Here is a 23,575-nt window from a genome sequence, read left to right as displayed (position 1 = left end):
TCTGCTATTTTTTGTTCAGGAATATTGGTGTCTTTAAGGAGTTTTAGCCAAAAAATTGTCTCTCGGGTCTCCCCAAAAAAAATAACTCTTTTCAAGAATAACATTTCTTTTCATCAAACAATAGTTATATGGTTAACAAACAAAAAATAAAAAACAAAAAGGCGGATGATGGAATCAACATTAAAAATGTCCAAATCCATCATCCGCCAATATTTCAAACGAACCCCGAATTCGTCATTCGTCATCCGTCATTCGTAATTGACTACAGGTCTTTGCCGTGGCAGTTTTTGAATTTCTTGCCACTACCACAGGGGCAGAGATCATTACGGCCTACTTTGGGGCCTACTCTTACCGGTTCCTGCTTTTCTTCAGGCACATCATATTCCGGGGCTGCCTGATGGCCGTTATGTTGCTGTTCAACGATATCTTCATGGGAAGCACGCATCCGGCTCATATCAGTTTTCTCTTCATAGCCTTCGCGGATCTGTTCCTGCTGTTGGCCCTGGTCCTGGCTTACGGGGATACCGCATTTGCAAAGGAAGGACACGATATCGCGGCTGGTTTCACCATCCATCTGTTTGAACAGTTTGAAGGCTTCCAGTTTATAGATCAGCAGCGGGTCTTTCTGTTCGTATACGGCGCCCTGAACAGATTGTTTCAGTTCGTCCATAGCACGCAGGTGTTCTTTCCAGGCTTCATCGATGAGCGCCAGGGTGATGCTGCGTTCCAGCGCATTCATGGTTTCGTGGCCTTTGGTGTCCACTACTTTTTTCAGGTTGGCCAGTACGTTAACACCTTTTTTGCCGTCGGTAAACGGAATAGAGATGTTTTCGATGTGGTGTCCCTGTTCCTGATAGATGCGTTCGATCACCGGCAGGGTGTTGGAAGTAACATCCTGTACTTTGCGATGGTAGTTGTCCATCGCCTGGTGGTACAGTTTGGAAGCCAGTGTAGACACGTCTGTACGGAGCAGTTCTTCCTGGGTGATGTTGGTATCGATGCCGAAGTTGATGATAGCGTCCATTTTGAAGGCTTCGTAGTCGCCTGTTTCTTTATTGGAGATCACCATGTTTTCTGCTACATCGAAGAAGGCGTTGTCGATATCGATGGCCAGACGTTCGCCGAACAGGGCGTGGTTACGTTTAGCATAGATAACAGTACGCTGTTTATTCATTACGTCATCGTATTCGAGCAGGCGTTTACGGATGCCGAAGTTGTTTTCTTCTACTTTTTTCTGTGCCCTTTCGATGGAGCGGGTGATCATGCTGTGCTGGATCACTTCTCCTTCTTTGTAGCCCATACGGTCCATCAGCCCGGCGATACGGTCGGAGCCGAACATACGCATCAGGTCATCTTCCAGGGAAACGAAGAACTGGGAAGATCCCGGGTCACCCTGACGACCGGCACGACCACGCAGCTGTCTGTCTACGCGGCGGCTTTCGTGTCTTTCAGTACCGATGATAGCCAGACCACCTGCTTCTTTCACGCCGGGGCCCAGTTTGATGTCGGTACCACGACCGGCCATGTTGGTGGCGATGGTCACCGCGCCTGCCAGACCGGCTTCTGCCACGATCTGCGCTTCACGGGCGTGCTGTTTGGCGTTCAGTACGTTGTGCGGTACTTTTTCGAAGGTCAGCATTTTGCTCAGCAACTCAGACACTTCCACGGAGGTGGTACCTACCAGCACCGGGCGGCCTTTTGACTGCATCTGCTTGATTTCTTCGATAACAGCTTTATACTTGTCTCTTTTGGTTTTGTATACCAGATCTTCCGCATCACCACGGGAAATAGGCAGGTTGGTGGGGATGGTTACCACGTCCAGTTTGTAGATTTCCCAGAACTCGCCTGCTTCTGTGGAAGCCGTACCGGTCATACCGGCCAGCTTGTGATACATACGGAAGTAGTTCTGCAGGGTGATAGTGGCGAAGGTCTGTGTGGCAGCTTCCACTTTCACGTTTTCTTTCGCTTCGATCGCCTGGTGCAGACCATCGGAGTAGCGGCGGCCATCGAGGATACGACCGGTTTGTTCGTCCACGATCTTCACTTTACCGTCCATTACCACGTATTCCACGTCTTTGTCGAACAGCGTGTAAGCTTTCAGCAGCTGCTGTACGGAGTGGATACGGTCTGACTTCTGGGCGTAGTCCTGCAGCATCAGTTCTTTGCGCTGCAGTTTTTCTTCCGGTGTGACTGCCATTTTTTCAATCTCCGCCAGTTCGGAACCTACGTCCGGCATGACGAAGAAGTTAGGGTCTTCACCGCCCTGTGTGATCAGGCCGATGCCTTTTTCAGTCAGGTCTACGCTGTTTTGTTTTTCTTCTATTGCGAAGAACAGGCCTTCATCTACTTTCGGCATTTCGCGTTGCTGGTCTGCCAGGTAGTAGTTTTCGGCTTTCTGTAATAATACTTTGATACCAGGTTCGCTGAGATATTTGATCAGCGCGCTGTTTTTCGGTAAACCTCTCCAGGCACGCATCAGGGCCAGACCACCGGTTTTGGGGTCATCTTTACCTTCAGCGATCAGCTTTTTAGCTTCGAGGAGGTACTGGTTGGCCGCTTTTTTCTGCATGTCCACCAGATACTGGATGCGTGGTTTCAGCGCATGGAACTCCTGTTCTTCACCGCGGGGGATAGGACCGGAGATGATGAGTGGCGTACGCGCATCGTCGATCAATACGCTATCCACCTCATCCACCATGGCGAAGTGGTGTTTACGCTGCACCATTTCGTCCGGGCTGTGCACCATGTTATCACGGAGGTAGTCGAAGCCAAATTCGTTGTTGGTACCGTAGGTGATGTCTGCCAGGTAGGCATTACGGCGTTCCGGTGTGTTGGGTTGGTGTTTATCGATACAGTCTACGGTAATACCGAGGAATTCAAACAGGGGGCCGTTCCATTCGGAGTCACGGCGTGCCAGGTAATCGTTCACGGTTACAATGTGTACGCCTTCACCCGCCAGCGCGTTGAGGTAGGCAGGGAGGGTAGACACGAGCGTTTTACCTTCACCAGTGGCCATTTCGGCGATTTTACCCTGGTGCAGTACCGTACCACCGATCAGCTGTACATCGTAGTGTACCATGTTCCAGGTCACTTCGTTGCCGGCAGCTTTCCAGTTATTTTTCCAGGTGGCCTTGTCCCCCTCAATGGTTACATAGTCTTTCAGCACGGCCAGTTGACGGTCCATATCTGAAGCCGTAACGGTGACGGTAGGATTGGTGGAAAAACGACGGGCAGTTTCTTTTACCACGGCAAATGCTTCCGGCAGAATGGCTTTGAGCACCACTTCCAGTTGTTTGTCGCGGTCTTTTTTCAGGGTGTCGATTTCCTGATAGATAGCATCTTTTTCGGTTATATCTTCTACGGCTTCAGCCGCTTCTTTTTTCTCAGCAATTTCTTTATCGATAGCAGCCAGGTGGGTGGCGATACGTTCGCGGAATTCCCGGGTTTTATGACGCAGGTCGTCGATAGGCAGGGATTGCAGCTTTCCATACTCATCGTTGATCTGCTGCACTATTGGAGTGACAGATTTAATGTCTCTGTCTGATTTATTCCCTCCAAAAAGTTTTGTTAAAAAACCTAACATGTTGAATGTTTAATTACGAATTACAATTTAGTTTCTGTAACCTCTCCCCGTCCCGGCTGAAGCTATGTCAGTTGGTTTTTCCTTTCTACCAGGCCTGTGGCCAGAAGCTGCGGGCAAAGTGTTGGATAGACGGAGATTACCAGTTACTCAAATATTATGCTTGGAAAGCAGGGCTGCCAAGCTGTCAGTTTTGTTGTAGCCGCTTTATCAAGGAGGGTAAAATTAGGAATAAATTTGGGGAAATGAAGGGAATTAAGCGGGAATTCCGTCGATAATTGAGAATAACGGACTTACAGAGAGTATATAGTAAAACTCCCTGCAAATCCGTCACATATAGGGTTTTATCTTTCGCGGTAGGCGAGGTCCACTATTTTACCAAGACCGGCATAACTCCAGGTCAGCTGCAATGGTTCATTTCTGGCAGGTATGCTATAGATGCGGATGGAACCGTTCTCCGCATCCGGGCGGGCAGGATCGTAACTGCCTACTACCAGGGAATTGGACAGGTTGGTATAAAACTCCTTCCCATAAGAACTGAATAGCGGACATTTTAGCACACTTACCTGTTCTCCGCCCAAATTAGCCATGAGGACGGCTTTATTGGTAAAGATGTCATATTCATAGACATGTCCGCCGGCTGCATAAAATACATATCCCAGCTGGTTACTCACCGCAAAAGCAGTCGCTTTGTCCAGTTCGGGCGCATTCGTCATTTCGGTATAGTAGACCTGCTTGATCCCATTACCAATATTCATACAGTAAGTATAAAACTTTCCCCCTTTATCTTTCAAAATGGCGTACACATCTCCCCAATTATAGTTGGTATAGGCCATATAAACCATGTCCTTTCCGGTATTATAGGAAAACAGGCTACCATCTCTCAGACTGCTACAGCTGGTGCCAAACATCGGGTCATGGGCCACAAACCGCTGGTGGTCCTGATCATACAACAAGGCGCCGCCATAACCACAAGCCACAAAAGGAGCGGCTCTGAAAGGCTTCTTTTCCTCATCTACATAGTTGATCGGTGAGCCAAAGGCCGCGCCCATGATCAGATATCGATGGAAAACCTTATCCCCTGCTATGATATAATCTACGGAGGAAAACGATGGTGAATTATGGAAGTAATCCGGCGCAAAATCTGTCCCTGCCGGTGTCATCATTTCATACCGGATATTATAGGTGCTCTTCCAGGTCAACGACTCCCCATCGATCTTTTCCAGTCCTTCGGCGGAGCGGAGATAAAACTGATTATTAATAGAACGATAGGCAAACAACAGTTGTTTCGGTTGATGCCGCACCGGCATCCCTGCATTGGTAAAAGCCAACACGTCAGTAATCAACCGGTCTTTATCTCCCAAACGGCTCACCATATCTATCCGGGCCGAGCCTTTCACATCGCAAAGTGCCATCCATCCCTGATAAACGGCCGACTGCACTACCAGTTTAAACTGCTTAAACCATTCTACGCCGGTCTGTTTATCCTTCACCCGGTAGAAACAATCATAAGGAGCAGGCCTTAATTTCACCGGGTAAGCCAGGTTCTTCCCGGTACCAATTAACACAATCGGCTCATCTCCCACAATGCGGGCAGTATTTTCAATAAGCGCCTCCCAACGGTAGGTATAACGGCTGGTATCGTCTTTTACCTGCGTAGCCAGTATCTGCGGAGCGATACGCAAGGTGTCCCCATACAATACCGGATAGCTTTTCGTGATACCGGTAATACTGTCTACCTGGTTGATTTCGTGATAGTCGTAATTACCCAGGTCTTTGTAACAGGCGGTAAAACACAGGCTCAAAAGAAATCCGCCCAGTAATAACTGAATATAGTTTGTTTTCATTGTTTTCGTTTTTTACTGCATGTATTTACCCAATTTCATCGGCGTGCCATCATCTTCCAATACCGGCGTACCGGCAGCTTCCTGGTCTTTCAGGTATATCTTCAGATAATTGGCATAGAACGTAGTGGCGCCGGGGTCTGCATTGGTGACTTTGTTGTACAGCTCCTGGACAGAGAGCTCCAGCAATTCACTCATCAGCAGCATTTTTTTGGTGGTGAACGGTCCGTAAAAATCATCATACCAGCCCTTTGCCGGCTTGTTCAGCTTATTATCCACAATGATCACATGCCTTACCAGAGAGGTGAACAGATTATTGTTCTTGTCTTTCACCAGCACCTTCAGACGGGTATGAAAATCTTCATTGGGCTCCAGTTGAAGCGTAATGGAAAAAGTTCGTTTAGACATGTCCGGCGTTTTGTGCATTACCACCGGAATATTGCAGTTAACGCCACCAGCCGGCACCACCAGCCTGGCAGGCAACTCAAAATGGGTATGGAGCGAGGCCGCATTGGCGCTGGTGTCGATCACCCGGTAGCTGACGCTCCGTTCACGGTTGACCGGTATGCCCAGCGTAGCCACTTTCAGCACCACCGTAGTATCGGTGGTCGCTGGCGTGTAGGCAAATGTGATGATAGTAGTATCGTAGGTAACAAAATCTCTTACCACAGAGAAATACACATCATCATCTGTGGAATAGAAGGGGATATCCGCTTTGCGGCAGGCCGCCAGAAAAAACAACAGCAGCGCTGTACCGGCGATATAACGAAGAGTGCTGATCATAACAATAGGTTGAATTAGTTTCTGAATCGGGATTCGTCCAACGGGATCGGCAGCACGTATTTCTGCTTGTTCATAGTAATGGTACCGCTCCCGGTACCGCCGGGAAGACTGGCGGTAGCATTTCGCTTGTAGTAGAAAAACATCTGTCCTTCTCCGTAAAACTCCCGTTTATACTCTTTCAGTAACTCGCCTGTAAGGTTGGCATTACCGGCGATATCACTGATTCCCCGGTTACGCCGTACCATGTTCAGGTATTCAATGCCGGCAGCCGGATCGGGAGTACATTCTGCAGCAATGAGGCACATCTCAGCCATCCGGATCATCGGTATCAGGTTACGAAAACGGGCGGCGCTGTTTTCTACGTCTGCATATTTGAAAAAACAACGGTAGTTTTTCTGGTTGGAGCCCGGCACCAGCCAGGAACTGCCGTAACGGAAGTCATTGGTATTACTTTCATATTCGGCGGTCAGGCGGTTCTGGGCAGCCGTCAGAATGGCTTCATCTTTCAACGCAGGATCAAAATATTGCCGGTACTTAAAAGGTCTTCTGCTGTCCTGTAAGGTAAACAGCAGCTCACTGGAAAACACACGATTGGGATTGCGCGGATCGCCCAATACGTCGTTCAGCTTCACGAAAGGGAATATGCTACCTGCTCCGCTGAGTACCTGTGTTGCATATTTCAGGGCGCTGGTCTTATCTCTCCTGTACAAACACACACGTGCTTTTAACGCGCGTACAGCGTGGTAGTTCATCCGCAGATTACGATAACTCCAGGCAATGCCATCGTTACTTTCATCTTTATCCAATGTGACGCCGTTGAGCACCGGGTCGTCCGCCAGCAGCGATTCCGCCGCATCCAGGTCGGCTATTACCTTTTCGATAAATACATTGCCTTTGAGATAAGCTTCAAAATTAGTAGTAAAAGAGGTGTAATAAGGCAGACTGATTGCGGTAGAATCCTGCTGATATACGGGACCGAACATACGAAACAAGTCAAAATGGATCAGTGCACGTAATGCCAGCGCTTCTCCTTTTACCCATGAATAATGTTTGCCATTGAATACATTTTTTCTCTCGTCGATGACCGACAGAATTTTGTTGATATTAGCCACTGTCCGATACATGGAACCCCAGGTGGTACCAAAGAGGTCCTGCACTTCAGGCTCTGTATATTGATAAGAGGCCAGCTTGTACAAATTGTGCCCGCCGCCGACGTTGTAGCGTTGCGCCAGCACCTCTGTCATTTGCATGGTTAGCTGCCCACCGTAAGACCTGTCATCAGTCATATCGAGGTACACGCCGTTAAGTGCCGTCATGAAGCCGGTTTCATTTTCCAGCAAGGTGCTTTCGATGACCTTATCGCGGGGCTTTACGTCCAGCCATTTTTTACAGGAGGTGGCGGTAAAGATCACCAGTATGATTACGCTGAAGAGTATACGCTTTTTCATTTTTTTCTTTCATTTAGTGATTAAAATCCGGCACTTACAGAGAAAGAAACCGTATTGGCAAATGGATAATCTATACCGCGTTCCCGTGTGATAGAAGACAAACGAAAAATATCGTTCATATAGGCGTTCAACCGCAAATAAGACATACGCCAGCGTTTCACCATACCATTCGTAAACTCGTACCCCATATTAATGGATTCCCCTGCCAGTATATTCTCACGTTGTACAAAACGGGAAGTCATCGGCGGAACATTGGCGGCCATCTGAGCACTGTTCAATGTCATTGAAATAGCTCTGAACCTGGCGATATCACCGGGTTGTTTCCAGCGGTCATATAAAGCGCGGCGGTCCTGATTCAGCAAAATATCTCTGGAATTAATGTTCTCCACTTTATCGTACAACGCCTCATTGAAAACATCGGCTCCCATACGATAGCGCAAATAGACGCCCACTGTAAAACCTTTATAACTGAAGTTGGTGCCGGCAACTCCTTCCAGTTTGGGACGGGCATCACCCACCACCACTTCGTCGTCTGCGTCATAATTGAGTGTCAGCGTACCATCTTTTTTGATCAGGACTTCCTTTCCGGTGCCGGGATCAATACCGGCAGAACGAACGGCCCAGATGGCGGTAGGACTGCCACCGTCGTAGTAGCGTTCGAGATTTTTGGAGCGGTTCTCTTTGTTGAGCACATCCAGGCTGTTGCCCATATTGTCATAATGTGCATTTTCGCGCTTCGCGGAAAAGTTGATGCTCCAGTTGATACGCTCCTGTGGCTTATACCAGGGCGACACGCTGAACATGAAGTTATAACCATTCCCCACCTGCTTACCCAGGTTGGTGAGGTAAGTACTGGTACCAACAGAAGATGGCAGGCTGATTTGTGCCACCAGTGGGTCTGTAATGCGGTTATACACATCGATATTCAGACGCAGCCGATTATTGATCAGTATAATGTCGGCGCCTATATTTTTGTCGAGCGTCTTCTGCCACAGCAAATTTGGGTTACCAAAGGCCGCGATAACGGCGCCTATGCCGAAATCATTGACCACATTGGTATTATAACGGTAAGTAGTAAACGATTGATAGGTAGAGAAGTTTTGGTTACCCGGCGTACCAATGGAACCACGTAATTTCAGGAAATTGATCCAGCTCACCTCCTGTAACATAGGCTCTTTGTGCAGGTTCCAGGATAAGCCAACAGACCATGAGGTGGTAAAGAAATGGTTAGAACCGAAAACAGAAGAACCATCAAGGCGGAAATTCACATCGGCCATATAACGTTCATCGAGCATATACCCGGCATTGAGGTAGGCACTGGTACTGCGGGTAGTGGTTTCTGAAGAAGAAGACTTGCCACCGATGGGATACCCGGCTGCAAAAGCAGGTGAAGACACGCCCGGAGGTAATCCGATTACCGTATATCCTTCACCGGTATTACGGAACTGCTGGAATTTCCATCCTCCTACTGCGTTGATCTGGTGACGGTTATTGATCAGTTTTCCATAGATAGCCGTTAACTCGCCATCATAGTTAAAGACGGATGTCTGTGACCCGGTATAACTACCTCTTTCCGTTGGTACTTTTTTCAGGAAAGTGGTATGACGGGCATCTGTATACACTTCCTGTTTTCCATCCTCTTTCGTTACCCCGAGGCGCCCCCTTACGCGAAAATCCCTGTTAAGTTCCCATTCCGCCATAAAGTTGTTGACCACGCTGAAATTTCGGGTCACATTGGAATTGCCGATGGAGGCGTTCCATAACGGGTTGGTAGTGGTATCGGCACCGAAGGAGCCAGTATTGGCGCGCTGTTCGAGATAAGGTTGCAAATTGCCGTTTTCATCCCTTTTCCGGTAATAGGGACTGGCTTGCGCAAAATCCTGAAACGAGCCATACGGCGACTCTTTCGCGGTAAAGAAGTTAAGCGACAGGTTATTATTAAAGCTGAGTTTCTTCCGGCGATATACCAGTTTCACATTGGCACCTCCGATATCACGCCCGGAGCCTTTCATGGCACCGTTTATCTTCTTATAATTCAGGCCCACGCTGTAGCGCATCTGATTATCGCCACCCTCTGCATAAAGAGAATGTCCGGTAGTAAATCCGGTACGCACCGGCTCACTAAGCCAGTAGGTATTTACACCGCGCATCACCTCCGCGAGGCGATCGCTGTAAGCCTGGTCCAGTTCTTTTTGTCGAAGCTGGGTATAATCCGATCCTGAGGTAAACCGTCCTGATATCCGTTCAAACTCCAGTTTTTCCGCAGCATCCATCAGGTTATAATCATGCAGGTCGGGGATGGTGATGCTGTTATCAGTGGTATAATATACGCGTAGTTCTCCCGGTTTCGGCTTTTTCGTTTCGATAACGATAACACCGTTCGCCGCTTTAGCGCCGTAGATAGCGGTAGAAGCGGCATCCTTGAGGATGGTCACGCTTTCTACGCGGTTGATGTCCAGGTCCACGATGGTACGCAGATTGGTTTCAAAACCATCGAGGATAAACAGCGGTTGGTTAGGATCCGTACCAAATTGTTCTTTCAGGCCCAGCACACTGGTTTTACCACGTATCTCCAGATTGGGCATGACGTTAGGGTTAGACCCCATCAGGTTATTTTCGTACACCGTAAAGGCAGGGTCGAGGGAGCGGAGGCTCTGGATGATGTTCTGGTTGCCTATCTGTTTCAGTTCTTTAGCTGTATAGGTAGAGGCAGAGCCGGTGAAGCTTTCTTTGGTTCGTTCATAGATGCCTGTTACCACCACTTCTTTTATTTTAGAAGCGTCTTCATCGAGGATGATATTGGAGGCGCCTTTCACCGGCATTTCCACGGTTTTGTAGCCAACAAACGAGACTACCAGCACATCGTTTGCCGCGACGGTGATTTCAAATTTTCCGGCAGCATCCGTATGTGTGCCTTGTGATTTTCCTTTCACTCTGACAGTCACACCCGGTATCTGTTGGAGGTTTCCCCTGCTATCGCGCAGGGATACCGAGCCACGGAGGCGGATATGCTGGTCCTGCTGCTCCAGGCGGCCCGTTGCCACGGAAACGGCTACACGTCCGGGCGCGCTTTTCACGATTACCTGGTTGCCCACGATCGTATACTGTACGCCGTCGTTGAAAATATCGTGCAGTACATTTTTCAGCGCCGCGTCATTGGCCCGGACGGTGACAGCCTGGGCCCTGTTGATCTGGCTACCATCGTACACAAAGTTCAGATTGGTTTGTTTTTCGATCTCTGACAGTACAACAGCTATAGGTTGGTTATTGGCTTTCACAGTCACTTTCCGGTTCAGCGGGGAAGTATCCTGTGCTCTTGCCGGCCAGGCCGACAGGAAGATGGCAGCCATTGCCAGGGGGCAGTACATACGGGTCCCGCAACGGGTGATGTACCGTAGATAATTTTTACTCATGGCTAAGGCGTTTTAGCTTTTGGCTAAAGCATTTTGGTTGGTAATAATGGTTCTTATGCGCTATCTCTTTATGGGCAAGTGCACATATATCGTGTCGTTCAGTTGTTCAAATTGATAATCATATAAAGCAGTCAGTGTTTGTAATATATCCGGTAAAGTTTTGTTGCTGAAATTAGCATTGAGCTTACGTTCTTTGCTGATGGCCGGGTCGAGCACCATGGTTACCCCATAAGCGTTGGAAAGGGCATCGCAAACGGCCTGCAGGGAGGTATCTGTAAACTGCAGCTCGCGGGTGCGCCATGCCAGCTGGTTGTTGCCGGCAGTGGAGTCTGACTTTATCTCTCCGGTGCGGGTGTTGCAGGAAGCGCCCTGTCCTGCCAGCAAACGGAGGGAATGCTGCTGATGGGCCACGGCCACGCTGCCGGAGAGTACGTACACCTGTATGGTGGTATTGACCGCCTTCACATTGAAGGAGGTACCCAGCACATGGATCTGTGCCGGGCCGCTCACTACCGTAAAGGGATATAAGGGATTGGTAACGATATCAAAAAAAGCTTCTCCGGCTATCAGCTCCACTTTCCTTTCCTTCCCTTTGAAGGCGGCCGGGTATTTTATGGTGGCCTGTTTGTTCAGGTAGATTTTAGAGCCGTCTGCCAGCAGTACTGAATCGGGGCGGTCGGTGGTAGTTTTGGCGATCCATTGTACGTGTTGGCGGGAATACTGCCACCATCCGGCGGCTACGGCTATCAGCAATATGGCTGCCGCGGCAGGCCACCAGCGCCGGCGACGTGCAGTCGTGAGCGGTACCACCGGCGTTGCGGCCTTCGTCTGGTCCAGCAGCGGCAGAAACCTGGCAGTAGCGGCAGGCGCATCTGCTTCTTCAAAAAAAGCGGCATGGGGCGCCTGTTCCCACAGCAGGCTGAGTTGCCTGTACAGTGCCCGGTGTGTAGCATCGGCTGCCAGCCAGGATGCCAGTTGTGCCTGTAACGCCTCATCCTCCGGCGACTGCAGGCACAAAAGGACAAAAGAATAATGATCGGTTGGTTTGGTCATCTTACGAAAAAAGGATGCGCTTTTAAGCTGAGACAAATCAGCAAAAGCTTACCCCCAAAAGAAGTTTGAAAATTTTTAAATTTCGAAATTTTTAAATCGAAACGAGCCACAGCAGCAGCTTTAACCGGTCCGATGCCAGGATAGGTTTTTCCGGTGGGTCCAGCAGGGCAGCTTTCAGTTGCCGCAGTGCGATGGTCATCTGGTTCTCGACCGTTTTTACAGACAGTTGTAGTTCATGGGCTATTTCCGCGTTCTTCAGCCCTTTATAGCGGCTCAATTTAAAGATACGCCGGCATTGTTCCGGCAAACGTTCCACCGCATAGTGTATCCGTTCCCGCAGTTCCTGCTCCTCCAGAAACGTGCAGAGATAACTTTCTTCCTGTAAATGCCGGATGGTGTTATGGTGGGTTTCCAGCAGCCGGTTACGCTGCAGGTGATTGATACACTGATTGATAACAGCGCGAAAAAGGTAGCTTTTCAGCGCAGCAGCGTGTTCCAGGGCGAAATCTTTTTCCCATAAACGGAGAAAAACGTCCTGGACCACTTCTTCGGCCTGCTCCCGTTCCCCCAGGTATTTCCGGGCGGTGGCAAAAAGAAGGGGGTAGAAATGTTCGTATACCCGGGCAAACACCGCACGGTCTCTGGCTTGCAAGCCCTGCAACACCTCTTCGCTGTATAACCCGCTAATCATAAAAAAGTAAACGTCAGAAAGGCATAAGTGAGAGCTAAGATAACCCATTACAGGGCGAAAAGGAAATTTTCAAAAAAAATGGCGTCCTGACGGCCAAAAGATAAAAATATGTAAATACTTTTTATAAATTTAGTGGCTTTTAAGCCGTTATTATTAAATTATAAATTTCCACGTTATGACGAACCAGATACAGCCTGAGCGCTGTTTGTCCGTGATTGTAATGTCAGGGCTCTCCTCCGGAGCACTGCCGTTTTCCACTCCGACCAGTGATAGCCGGGAATGCTCTGATAACCGCTGCTTCAGCCGGTTGTTATATGCTTCCTGCTAATACCTGTCCCGGAAAACATGCACGCAGATTAAATGTTATGGACGGTACCCGATTATTGTCTGTAGCTGCTATCTTGCCTTTTGATCCGGTACAGCCCAGGCACAACGCGATTTGAAACTAAAACCACGAAACCTAAATAATTTTTTGAAGATGAACCGTAAGTTAAGAATGGGAATGATCGGCGGTGGAAAGGATGCCTTTATCGGCGCTATTCACCGTGTTGCCGCCAATATGGACGGCCTGATAGAGCTGGTAGCCGGTGCGCTCAGCATCAACAACGAAGTAGCAGTTGAATCTGGTAAAATACTGTTCCTCGATCCGGAACGTACTTACCTGGATTTCAAAACGATGCTTCAGAAAGAAGCCGCTATGCCGGCCGACAAGCGTCTCGATTTCGTGACGATCGTCACCCCTAACTTCGCTCACTTTGAACCCGCCATGATGGCGCTGGACCTGGGCTTCAACGTGGTGATCGAAAAACCGATCACTTTCTCCCTGGAAGAAGCCAAACAGCTGCAGGCTAAAGTAGAAGCCACCGGCCTCACCTTGCTGCTCACCCACACTTACACCGGCTATCCGATGGTAAAACAGGCACGCCAGATGGTAAAAGATGGTGCGCTCGGTAAAATCCGTAAAGTATGGGTAGAGTACCCACAAGGATGGCTCAGCAAAATGAGCGAGCGGGAAGGCAATGCACAGGCAGCCTGGAGAACAGACCCTAAAAAATCCGGTAAGGCCGGCGCGATGGGCGATATCGGCACACACGCCGCCAACCTGGCTGAATATATCAGTGGTGCTAAAATTGAAAAACTATGCGCCGACCTGAACATTATGGTGCCTGGCCGTGCCCTCGATGACGACGGCGCCGTGCTGCTGCGCTTCGACAACGGCGCTGCCGGCGTACTGATGGCCTCCCAGGTAGCTGCCGGCGAGGAAAACGCCCTGAAAATCCGCATATACGGAGAAAAAGGCGGCCTCGAATGGGCACAGCACGAACCCAATACCCTGCTGGTGAAATGGCTCGACAAACCCACGGAAATCTATCGCGCCGGTGGTGGTTACACGTTCCAGTCCAGCTACATGACCCACAATACCCGTACTCCGGGCGGGCATCCGGAAGGATACCTGGAAGCTTTCGGTAACCTGTACCGCAACTTCGCACAGACCCTCTCCGCGAAGATCGACGGCGTACAGCCGTCACCGGAGTCGCTCGACTTCCCCGGCGTGGCAGACGGCGTGCGTGGCATGGCCTTCATCGATAACGTGGTACGCTCCTCACAAAGCGATGCCAAATGGACAAATTTTGAAATTTAATATACCACCGTTAACAAGTACGACTATATGAAAACGATCAAAGGTCCTGGTATATTCCTGGCGCAGTTCATGGGAGATGAGGCGCCATTCAACAGTCTGAAATCCATCTGCGAATGGGCCGCTTCCATCGGCTTCAAAGGCGTACAGATCCCCAGCTGGGACTCCCGCCTGATAGACCTGCAAAAGGCAGCCGAAAGCAAAACCTACGCAGACGAAATAAAAGGCATCGTCAACGCCGCAGGCCTGGAAATCACAGAGCTGAGCACCCACCTGCAAGGCCAGCTGGTAGCCGTGAACCCCGCTTTCACGGAGATGTTCGACGGCTTCGCGCCGGCACAGTACCATAATAACCTCCAGGCCCGCACCGAATGGGCGGTGAACCAGCTGAAATATGCTGCCAAAGCCAGCCGCAACCTCGGCCTCCATGCACACGCCACTTTCAGTGGTGCGCTGCTATGGGCGCCCGCCATGTACCCCTGGCCACAACGGCCGGCAGGACTGGTGGAAGCTGGTTTCGCTGAACTGGCCAAACGCTGGCTGCCTATCCTCAACGAATTCGACGCCAACGGTGTGGACGTATGCTACGAAATACATCCCGGCGAAGATCTCCACGATGGCGCCAGCTACGAACGTTTCCTCGAAGCTACCGGCAACCACGCCCGGGCATGCCTCCTGTACGATCCCAGCCACTTCGTCCTGCAATGCCTCAACTACCTGGAATATATCGATATTTACCACGAGAAAATAAAAGCCTTCCACGTAAAAGACGCGGAATTTAATCCCACCGGCCGCTCCGGCGTATACGGCGGTTTCCAGGCCTGGATAGACCGTCCCGGCAGGTTCCGCTCCCTCGGCGACGGGCAGGTGGACTTTAAATCCGTATTCAGTAAACTCACCCAATACGATTTTGCCGGTTGGGCCGTTATGGAATGGGAATGCTGCATGAAACACCCGGAAGATGGCGCACGCGAAGGTGCTCCGTTTATCAAAGACCACATCATCCGCGTAACCGAAAAAGCATTCGATGATTTCGCCGGTGCAGCTACCGATGATGCGTTCAACAAACGGGTGTTAGGCATTTAGTTATTTTAATATTTTAGTCATTTTGGTATTTTGACTTGAAGGTACAGGTCAATCTAAAAGGAAGATCTACCATCTGAAAATAATCAAATGGTCAAATGGTCAAATTTTAATCACACAGACGGAAAACATCAATAACAAACACCGATCAAGTAAACAAATAACAAAATAAAAAAATCACAAAATGAAAAAGAGGTATCTGGCACCGTTGGTATTAACCGCGCTGTTTTTTGCAGCTTGCGGCGGAGGTGATAAAAAAGCGGAACAAGAAACAACTAAAACCACCCAGGAAAACAATGCCGTAGACAATTCCATGGTATCTCCGGGTGCAGACAAACCGGCCAGCAAAGGAGAGCAACTGATGGCACAAAGCGATTGCAAAACCTGCCACAAAGAAGAAATCAAAGTGATCGGCCCCGCGCTGAAAGACATCGCCGGCAAATATCCCAACACACCAGAGAATGTGGATAAACTGGCCGATAAAATCATCAAAGGCGGTTCCGGTAACTGGGGTGAAGTAGCCATGCTTCCGCATCCAAACGTTTCTAAAGAAGATGCGAAAGAAATGGTACAGTACATCCTGTCCATCGGAAAATAATGGCTTTTCCATCATCATTCAATCATAGTAAATGAAAAAAATCATCATCGGAGCCTTTATGCTGGGCGCTATCACCGGCGCCACCGCGGTAAAGGCACAGAAAGTAAATAGCCTCTCTGCCAAAGAGAAAAAGGAAGGATGGCAACTGCTGTTTGATGGTAAAACCACCAACGGATGGCATACCTACCTGAAGGATGCAGCCAGCCCCGCCTGGAAAGTGGTAGATGGCGCACTCGAATTTGACGTGGACGCTAAAAAAAGCGGCGCCCCCGGCGGTGACCTCGTTACCAACGGCGAATACGAAAACTACGAGCTGAGCATCGACTGGAAAATTTCAGAAGGCGGCAACAGCGGCATCATCTTCAGCGTACATGAAGATCCTGAATTCAAAGCTACTTATCTCACCGGCCCTGAAATGCAGGTGCTCGATGATGATAAACACCCTGATGGGAAAATCAATAAACACAACGCCGGCGATCTCTACGACCTCGTGAAATCCTCTCAGAAAGCGGTTAAAGCCGTAGGTCAGTGGAACACCGCCAAAATTGTGAAAAAAGATGGTCACCTCAGCCTCTGGCTCAACGGCGTAAAAACCGTGGAAACAACCATGGGCACTCCTGAATGGGACGCACTGGTAGCCAACAGTAAATTTAAAGACTGGAAAGGCTTTGGCCAATACGCCAAAGGCCACATCGCGCTCCAGGACCACGGTAACAAAGTATGGTACCGTAATATCAAACTGAAAGCGTTGTAATAATTTTTCACGCAAAGGCGCAAAGCAGCAAAGACGCAAAGTATGATTCCCCCTTTCTTTGCTTCTTTGCTGCTTTGCGCCTTTGTATGCTACAAATCACCACGAACATGAGAACATTAACCGCGTTTATTACGCTATTGCTGGCTGCCTCCCTCTGTGCGCAGGCCGGCAAAAAACACAAGGCCAAAAAAGTACTGGTCTTTTCAAAAACAAAAGGCTTCCGCCACGACTGTATTCCCGTTGCCAAAGCCGCTATCATGCAACTGGGTAAAGACAACGGCTTCGACGTGGACACCACCGAAGATGCCACCGCCTTTACCACTGCCAACCTGAAAAAATATGCCGCCGTGATCTTCAGTTGCACTACCGGCGATGTGCTCGACAGCGCCCAGCAGGTGGCCTTCCAGCAGTACATCCACAAAGGCGGCGGCTGGATGGGCATCCACGCAGCCACCGATACGGAGTACGACTGGCCATGGTACAATAAACTGGCCGGCGCCTGGTTCCTCAGTCACCCGAAACAACAACAAGCCACCCTCCGCGTAACAGACCACAGCCATCCCGCCACCCGCCATCTGCCGGATGAATGGGTACGCAAAGACGAATGGTATAACTTCAAAGACCTTAACCCGGACGTGCACGTGCTGATCAAAATAGATGAATCTACCTACGAAGGCGGCAAAAACGGCGACAATCACCCCATGTGCTGGTACCACGACTTTGAAGGCGGCCGCGCGTTTTATACCGAAATGGGCCATACCAAAGAATCCTATCAAGACACCGTATATCTGCAACACCTGCTGGGTGGTATTCAGTATACCATGGGTATCAAAAATGCTAACTAAATAATCCCGATGAAGCAAACCATTAAGCTCTTGCTGCTGCTGGCATTGGTGGCCACAGCAGGCTGTAACAAATCGCGCCCCGGACAACCACGGGTGCTGGTATTCACCAAAACCACCGCTTTCCGCCACGCTTCCATACCGGCGGGCATCGCGGCTCTTCAGAAGCTCGGCAAAGAAAACGGCTTCGAAGTAGATACCACCGAAAATGCCAACCGTTTTAATGAAGACTCCCTGCAACAATATGCGGCCGTGATCTTCCTGAACACCACCGGCGATGTGCTCAATACCGCACAGGAAGCAGACTTCGAAAGATACATACAGGCCGGCGGCGGATACGTAGGCGTACACGCCGCTACTGACACAGAATATGAATGGGGCTGGTACAATCACCTGGCCGGCGCCTATTTCCTCAGCCACCCTCCCGGTACCCACAAGGCTACCGTGGAAGTGGTCAACAAATCATTTCCCGCCACAGCCGGACTGCCCGACAAATTTGAACATACAGACGAATGGTACAACTTTAAAAAGAGAGATACCACCACCACTGTACTGTTGAAAGTAGATGAGAAAACCTACGAAGGCGGCACCATGAACAACGACCATCCGGTGAGCTGGTACCATGAATACGACGGAGGCCGCGCCTTCTACACCGCACTCGGTCATACTGAAGAGTGCTATACCGACAGCCTGTTCCTGAAACATGTGCTCGGCGGTATCCAATACGCCATCGGTAAAAACCTCGTGCTCGACTACAGCAAAGCCACCACGCTGCGCACACCGGATGAAAACCGCTTCACTAAAAACGTGCTCACCTCCGGCCAGTTCTTCGAACCTACCGAGATGACCATCCTGCCTAACCTCGACATTCTTGTGGCACAACGCCGCGGTGAACTGCTGCTCTACAAACAGGCAGATAAAACCCTCACGCAGGCAGGCTTCCTGAAAGTATACTACAAAACGGAAGTGCCCCACGTCAACGCAGAAGAAGGTTTCCTCGGCCTCGCCGCTGACCCTGACTTCAAAGACAATCACTTTATCTATGTGATGTATTCTCCGGTAGATACTTCCGTCAACCGCCTGTCCCGCTTTAAGTTTGAAAACAATCAGCTGGACATGGCCTCTGAAAAAGTGGTGCTGCAATTCTACTCCCAGCGTGATATCTGCTGCCACACCGGCGGCTCTATTGCCTTCGGACCGGATAAGCTGCTGTATCTGTCTACCGGCGATAATACCACGCCATTCGATGAACCAGGCCAGAAATACGTTAGTAACGGTTACGGCCCTACGGACGACCGCCCCGGACATTTACAATACGATGGCCGTCGCTCCTCTGCCAACACCAACGATCTGCGGGGTAAAATCCTGCGCATCAAAGTAGCGCCCGACGGCTCCTACAGCATACCGGAAGGGAACCTCTTCCCCAAAGGCACGCCTAACACCCGCCCCGAAATATACGCCATGGGCACCCGTAACCCTTACCGCATCTCAGTAGACCGGAAAACCAGCTACGTCTACTGGGGCGAAGTAGGCCCCGATGCCAACAACGACGATCCTAACCGCGGCCCCCGCGGATACGATGAAGTGAACCAGGCCAAAAAGCCCGGCAACTATGGCTATCCCATGTTCATCGCCGACAACAAACCGTACCACGCCTATAACTACGAAACAGGCGAGGCCGGTCCGGCGTTTGATCCTAAAAAACCGATCAACAACTCCCGCAACAATACCGGCCTGAAAGAGCTGCCACCAGCGGTGCCCGCCTTCATCTGGTATCCTTATGGCAAATCAGATGAATTCCCCATCGTAGGCAGCGGTGGCCGTAACGCCGAAGCGGGTCCGGTATATTACAGCGAGTTCTATCCGAAAGAAACCCGCTTCCCGGACTACTACAATGGTAAACTGTTTATCTACGACTGGATCCGCGGCTGGATCATGGCCGTTACCATGGATAAAAACGGGGATTTCTCCAAGATGGAGCAATTTATGCCCGGCACCAAACTGAATGCGCCGATAGACATGGAAATGGGCCCCGATGGCCGTTTATATGTATTGGAATATGGCAATGGCTGGTTCAGTAAAAATCCGGACGCAGCGCTCTCCCGCATCGATTTCAATGGCGGCAACCGCGCACCAAAGGCTGAAATACATACCACACAGCTCACCGGCGCCCCGCCCTTTAAAGCGAAGCTGTCGGCAGAAGGCTCCGTAGATCCTGACGGCGACAAGCTCACCTACCTCTGGTATTTCGGCAACGGCAGCAAAAAGGAAACCACCGAACCATCCGTAGACATAACCTACACTACCGCCGGCGAATACAATGTATATGTAGAAGTACAGGATGGTAAAGGTGGTAAAACAAAAAGTAAAGAGATCGCGTTGTATGCCGGCAATGAAACACCGCAGGTGAACATAGCCCTGCAAGGCAACCAGATGTTCTACTTCCCTGGCAAACAAGTTCGTTATACCGTTACCGTTAATGACAAGGAAGACGGCAACAGCACGGATGGCAAACTCGATGCCAGCAACATCTTTGTGAAAGCGGACTATGTACAGGGCAGCGACAAAGCGGCCATGCCACAAGGCCACCAGATCGTTACCGGCGCCATTGCAGGTAAAAATATCATGGAGGTATCTGACTGTAAGACCTGTCACAAACCAGATGAAAAATCCATCGGGCCTTCTTTCAAACAGATCACGGAAAAATACAAAAACGATCCTGCTGCGCCGGATGCGCTCGCAAAAAAGATCATCAACGGCGGCGGCGGCGTATGGGGCGAAACAGCCATGTCTGCCCACCCGGGCATCTCCAACGGAGAAGCACACCAGCTGGTAGAGTACATCTTCTCGCTGGGTGGTAATGCGCCCAAAGTGGCGTCCCTGCCTACTACCGGCAGTCTGAACCCTACACTGGGCAATGAGCCGAAAGACAACGGCGTAATGCTGCTGGTGGCCAGTTACACCGATAAAGGTGCACCGGGCATTAAACCCATCACCGGTACTGCTGCGGCACAACTGCTGAATCCCAGATTACCCGCTGCAGGCTACAGCAAAGCAGATGGCGTTTCCACCTTTGAAGTCAACGGCATGAAGCTGCTGATTCCTGCCACGGCTAACAGCTGGGTAGTATACAATGATCTCGACCTGACAGATGTCAACGGTATCGATGTGACCTATCTGATACAAGACGCCCAACAGCAGGGCTTTGTAGTAGAAGCATTCCTCGATAATGCCAATGGCACCCGTTTGGGAGAAACCACTATCGGCCCGGGCGCTCAACCGAAAGCGCCTAACAAAGCGAGCATCAGTTTTGCACCGGTAACAGATGGTAAAAAACATCATCTCTATTTCAAAATCAAACCTACCGATCCTGGTAAACAGGTGCCGCTGGGCATCGCTTCGTTTACGCTACGGGGTTAGTATCAAAAAAGAAAGGAGACCTGACAGGTCTCCTTTCTTTTTATGTGTCTCCACAAAACAAAGAGGCCCTGCCATCAAAAAGCAGGGCCTTCACTTTATGCATTCGAACGGGTCACTTTTTCGGTTTGTTGCTCATAAAGAACGTCATGTTGCCGCCATCCATGATCTCGCCGTGCGTAATATACAGGCGGTCCAGCGGTTTGCCGTTCAGTAATACTTTCTGCACATATACGTTCTTATCACCCTGATTTTTCACATCGATCACAAACGTTTTACCGTTCTCCAGTTGCAGTGTGGCCTTATCTACGGCAGGACTTCCCAGGGCGTACTGGTCGGAGCCGGGGCACACCGGATAAAATCCGAGGGAGCTGAAAATATACCAGGCGCTCATTTGTCCGCAGTCGTCGTTACCACCGAGGCCGTCGGGGCCGGGGTGATACATCTTCTTTAGGATCATGCGTATGCGCTCCTGCGTTTTCCACGGATAGCCGGTCCAGTTATAGAGGTAAGCTACGTGATGAGATGGTTCGTTACCGTGTACATAGTTGCCGATGATGCCATCGCGGGTGATGTCTTCTGTTTCAGCAAAATATTTATCCGGCAACTCCATGGTGAACAGCGAATCGAGGTGTTGCGTGAATTGTTTTTTGCCACCCATCATGGCGATCATATCGTCGGGGTTGTGCGGCACATAAAGGCTGTAGTTCCAGGCATTGCCTTCAATAAAGCCCTGGTCGTGCGTTTGCAATGGATCAAAAGCGGCTTTGAAGGTGCCATCGTTCAGGCGGGGACGCATAAAGCCGGAGGCTTTGTCGTAAACATTTTTATAGTTGGCCGCCCGTTTAATAAATTCATTGTAGATGTCTGTTTTGCCCAGTTTTTTGGCGACCTGCGCAATACACCAGTCATCATAGGCATATTCCAGTGTTTTGGAAACGGAAGAACCGTTTTTATCTTCCGGCACATAGCCCATGTCCATATAATATCCCAGCCCATCATAGGTACGGTGGCGGGCGGTGGTCACACAGGCATCCAGCACTTTGTTCACATCGAAAGGGGCGTTGCCTTTCATGATGGCATCGGCCATCACCGATACGCTGTGATAACCGATCATACACCAGTTCTCGTTGGCATAGTGCGACCATACCGGCAGCATTTTTTGCACGCTCTGCTCATAATGATGCAACATGGACTGTACCATGTCGGCATTACGGGCAGGCTGCACCACGTTAAACAGCGGGTGTAAAGCGCGATAAGTATCCCACAGGGAAAAGGTAGTGTAATTCGTGTATCCGTTAGCGGTATAGTTGTTCTGGTCCAGTCCACGGTACTGTCCATCTACGTCCATGTAGGTAGTGGGGTTAATGAACGCGTGGTACATGGCGGTGTAAAAATTCTCTTTCTCTTCGCGGCTGGCGGAGGCGATCTGTATTTTGTTCAGCTCCTTTGTCCACAGTGCCTGCCCTTCACGTTTTACCTGATCGAAATCCCAGCCGGGGATTTCTGTTTGCAGATTTTTGAGTGCCCCTGCGGTACTTACCGGAGAGATGGCAAATTTGATTTTTATTTTTTCACCTTCGGTGGTGTTGAAATCGAAGTAAGCCCTTATCTGGCGGCCTGCCATTTCGGGGAAATTTTTTGTCTGGTCAAACTTGCGGTAAAAACCTTTGTATACGTCGTTGGCATCATTACGATGACCGTATTGTTTAAAAGGTTTTGAAAACGTCATGGCGAAATAAACGGTCCGGGTACGCGCCCAGCCGCTGGTTTGCCGGTATCCGGTAATCAGCGTATCGTTTTCTACCCGTACAAAGGTCCATACGTTTTTGTTGGGATAGTTGTAGATACCGGACATCAGGTCGAGGATGATATGCGACTGGTCTGAAGCCGGGAAGGTGTATTGATGAAATCCCACGCGGTTGGTAGCGGTCAGCTCAGCGAGGATATTATCGTCTTCCAGTTTCACTTTATAATAAGCTGGTTCCGCCACTTCTGTATTGTGGGAGAATCTGCTGCGGTAGCCACTTTCCGGATGATCTGCCGTTCCCGGGTTCAGCTGCAGGGTGCCGGTGGTTGGCATGATCAGGAAGTCGCCCAGATCGGAGTGGCCTGTGCCGCTGAAATGCGTATGACTGAAGCCTACGATGGTTTTATCTTCATACTGATAACCTGCGCAGTATTTGTATACGTCTTTGTTGTATTTGCCGTTCATCTCATAGGAGAGCGTATCCGTTTCGGGGCTGAGCTGCACCGCGCCGAAAGGCACGGTAGCACCGGGATAGGTATGTCCCATACGTTGGGTGCCGGTGATCGGTTTCACGTAGGATAACACATTCTCCTGCGCCCGGAGCGAGGCACAGATACAGCAGAGTATCGATAAGAAAATAAACCTGTTGGCCATCGGTATCAGTTTAAACGTGTCTGGAA

The 23,575-nt window shown here is 50.0% G+C and carries 14 protein-coding genes; 6 read left to right on the top strand and 8 right to left on the bottom strand.

Features of this window, described 5'->3' with window-relative positions; all coding sequences use genetic code 11:
* Positions 1-262: 262 nt before the first annotated feature.
* From secA to ICL55_RS13845, 7 genes are all read right to left on the bottom strand, one after another.
* Entirely contained in the window at positions 263-3,583 is a 3,321-nt protein-coding gene (gene secA, locus ICL55_RS13875; RefSeq protein ID WP_188098041.1) for a preprotein translocase subunit SecA, read from the bottom strand.
* Positions 3,584-3,924: 341 nt separating this feature from the next.
* Positions 3,925-5,427 (bottom strand): PKD-like family lipoprotein, encoded by a 1,503-nt coding sequence (locus ICL55_RS13870; protein ID WP_188098038.1) that lies wholly within the window; start codon positions 5,425-5,427, stop codon positions 3,925-3,927.
* A gap of 12 nt (positions 5,428-5,439) precedes the next feature.
* Positions 5,440-6,207 (bottom strand): DUF4843 domain-containing protein, encoded by a 768-nt coding sequence (locus tag ICL55_RS13865; RefSeq protein ID WP_188098036.1) that lies wholly within the window; start codon positions 6,205-6,207, stop codon positions 5,440-5,442.
* A 14-nt stretch (positions 6,208-6,221) separates the two neighbouring features.
* Positions 6,222-7,655, bottom strand: coding sequence for a RagB/SusD family nutrient uptake outer membrane protein (locus ICL55_RS13860; protein ID WP_188098034.1), 1,434 nt, complete (start codon positions 7,653-7,655; stop codon positions 6,222-6,224).
* A 20-nt stretch (positions 7,656-7,675) separates the two neighbouring features.
* Positions 7,676-11,068, bottom strand: coding sequence for a SusC/RagA family TonB-linked outer membrane protein (locus ICL55_RS13855; RefSeq protein WP_188098032.1), 3,393 nt, complete (start codon positions 11,066-11,068; stop codon positions 7,676-7,678).
* A 60-nt stretch (positions 11,069-11,128) separates the two neighbouring features.
* The gene (locus ICL55_RS13850; protein WP_188098030.1) at positions 11,129-12,121 is read right to left on the bottom strand and encodes a FecR family protein; all 993 of its coding nucleotides are present in this window, start codon (positions 12,119-12,121) and stop codon (positions 11,129-11,131) included.
* Between the two features lie 91 nt (positions 12,122-12,212).
* Positions 12,213-12,812, bottom strand: coding sequence for an RNA polymerase sigma-70 factor (locus ICL55_RS13845; RefSeq protein WP_188098028.1), 600 nt, complete (start codon positions 12,810-12,812; stop codon positions 12,213-12,215).
* Positions 12,813-13,290: 478 nt separating this feature from the next.
* On the opposite strand from ICL55_RS13845, the gene ICL55_RS13840 reads away from it, so the two are divergent.
* The 6 genes from ICL55_RS13840 to ICL55_RS13815 all read left to right on the top strand — a co-directional run bounded on the left by ICL55_RS13840 (position 13,291) and on the right by ICL55_RS13815 (position 21,148).
* Positions 13,291-14,454, top strand: coding sequence for a Gfo/Idh/MocA family protein (locus tag ICL55_RS13840; protein WP_188098026.1), 1,164 nt, complete (start codon positions 13,291-13,293; stop codon positions 14,452-14,454).
* A 27-nt stretch (positions 14,455-14,481) separates the two neighbouring features.
* A complete protein-coding gene (locus ICL55_RS13835) occupies positions 14,482-15,537 on the top strand; it encodes a sugar phosphate isomerase/epimerase family protein (RefSeq protein ID WP_188098024.1) in 1,056 nt (351 codons plus the stop codon).
* A gap of 181 nt (positions 15,538-15,718) precedes the next feature.
* Positions 15,719-16,132, top strand: coding sequence for a c-type cytochrome (locus ICL55_RS13830; RefSeq protein ID WP_188098022.1), 414 nt, complete (start codon positions 15,719-15,721; stop codon positions 16,130-16,132).
* A 31-nt stretch (positions 16,133-16,163) separates the two neighbouring features.
* Positions 16,164-16,886: a 3-keto-disaccharide hydrolase gene (locus ICL55_RS13825; RefSeq protein ID WP_188098020.1), complete on the top strand. Its 723-nt coding sequence runs from the start codon at positions 16,164-16,166 to the stop codon at positions 16,884-16,886.
* Between the two features lie 107 nt (positions 16,887-16,993).
* Positions 16,994-17,731, top strand: a complete 738-nt coding sequence (locus ICL55_RS13820; protein WP_188098018.1) for a ThuA domain-containing protein — start codon at positions 16,994-16,996, stop codon at positions 17,729-17,731.
* Positions 17,732-17,740: 9 nt separating this feature from the next.
* Positions 17,741-21,148, top strand: coding sequence for a ThuA domain-containing protein (locus ICL55_RS13815; RefSeq protein ID WP_188098016.1), 3,408 nt, complete (start codon positions 17,741-17,743; stop codon positions 21,146-21,148).
* A 112-nt stretch (positions 21,149-21,260) separates the two neighbouring features.
* Here the strand turns inward: ICL55_RS13815 and ICL55_RS13810 are convergent, their stop codons facing one another.
* Complete coding sequence (locus tag ICL55_RS13810; protein ID WP_188098014.1) at positions 21,261-23,549, bottom strand: GH92 family glycosyl hydrolase; 2,289 nt, start codon at positions 23,547-23,549, stop codon at positions 21,261-21,263.
* Positions 23,550-23,575: the final 26 nt, after the last annotated feature.

This window comes from Chitinophaga varians (assembly GCF_014529945.1).
Lineage (GTDB): Bacteria > Bacteroidota > Bacteroidia > Chitinophagales > Chitinophagaceae > Chitinophaga > Chitinophaga varians.
This window is presented reverse-complemented; position numbering and strand designations above follow the sequence as displayed.

What these genes read in the sequence shown, in the direction of transcription:
- ICL55_RS13825 (WP_188098020.1), top strand. Translation starts at nt 16,164, where the DNA reads ATGAAAAAAATCATCATCGGAGCCTTTATGCTGGGCGCTATCACCGGC.
- ICL55_RS13810 (WP_188098014.1), bottom strand. Translation starts at nt 23,549, where the DNA reads ATGGCCAACAGGTTTATTTTCTTATCGATACTCTGCTGTATCTGTGCC.
- ICL55_RS13865 (WP_188098036.1), bottom strand. Translation starts at nt 6,207, where the DNA reads ATGATCAGCACTCTTCGTTATATCGCCGGTACAGCGCTGCTGTTGTTT.
- ICL55_RS13855 (WP_188098032.1), bottom strand. Translation starts at nt 11,068, where the DNA reads ATGAGTAAAAATTATCTACGGTACATCACCCGTTGCGGGACCCGTATG.
- ICL55_RS13815 (WP_188098016.1), top strand. Translation starts at nt 17,741, where the DNA reads ATGAAGCAAACCATTAAGCTCTTGCTGCTGCTGGCATTGGTGGCCACA.
- ICL55_RS13870 (WP_188098038.1), bottom strand. Translation starts at nt 5,427, where the DNA reads ATGAAAACAAACTATATTCAGTTATTACTGGGCGGATTTCTTTTGAGC.
- ICL55_RS13835 (WP_188098024.1), top strand. Translation starts at nt 14,482, where the DNA reads ATGAAAACGATCAAAGGTCCTGGTATATTCCTGGCGCAGTTCATGGGA.
- ICL55_RS13820 (WP_188098018.1), top strand. Translation starts at nt 16,994, where the DNA reads ATGAGAACATTAACCGCGTTTATTACGCTATTGCTGGCTGCCTCCCTC.
- ICL55_RS13830 (WP_188098022.1), top strand. Translation starts at nt 15,719, where the DNA reads ATGAAAAAGAGGTATCTGGCACCGTTGGTATTAACCGCGCTGTTTTTT.
- ICL55_RS13845 (WP_188098028.1), bottom strand. Translation starts at nt 12,812, where the DNA reads ATGATTAGCGGGTTATACAGCGAAGAGGTGTTGCAGGGCTTGCAAGCC.
- secA (WP_188098041.1), bottom strand. Translation starts at nt 3,583, where the DNA reads ATGTTAGGTTTTTTAACAAAACTTTTTGGAGGGAATAAATCAGACAGA.
- ICL55_RS13860 (WP_188098034.1), bottom strand. Translation starts at nt 7,655, where the DNA reads ATGAAAAAGCGTATACTCTTCAGCGTAATCATACTGGTGATCTTTACC.
- ICL55_RS13840 (WP_188098026.1), top strand. Translation starts at nt 13,291, where the DNA reads ATGAACCGTAAGTTAAGAATGGGAATGATCGGCGGTGGAAAGGATGCC.
- ICL55_RS13850 (WP_188098030.1), bottom strand. Translation starts at nt 12,121, where the DNA reads ATGACCAAACCAACCGATCATTATTCTTTTGTCCTTTTGTGCCTGCAG.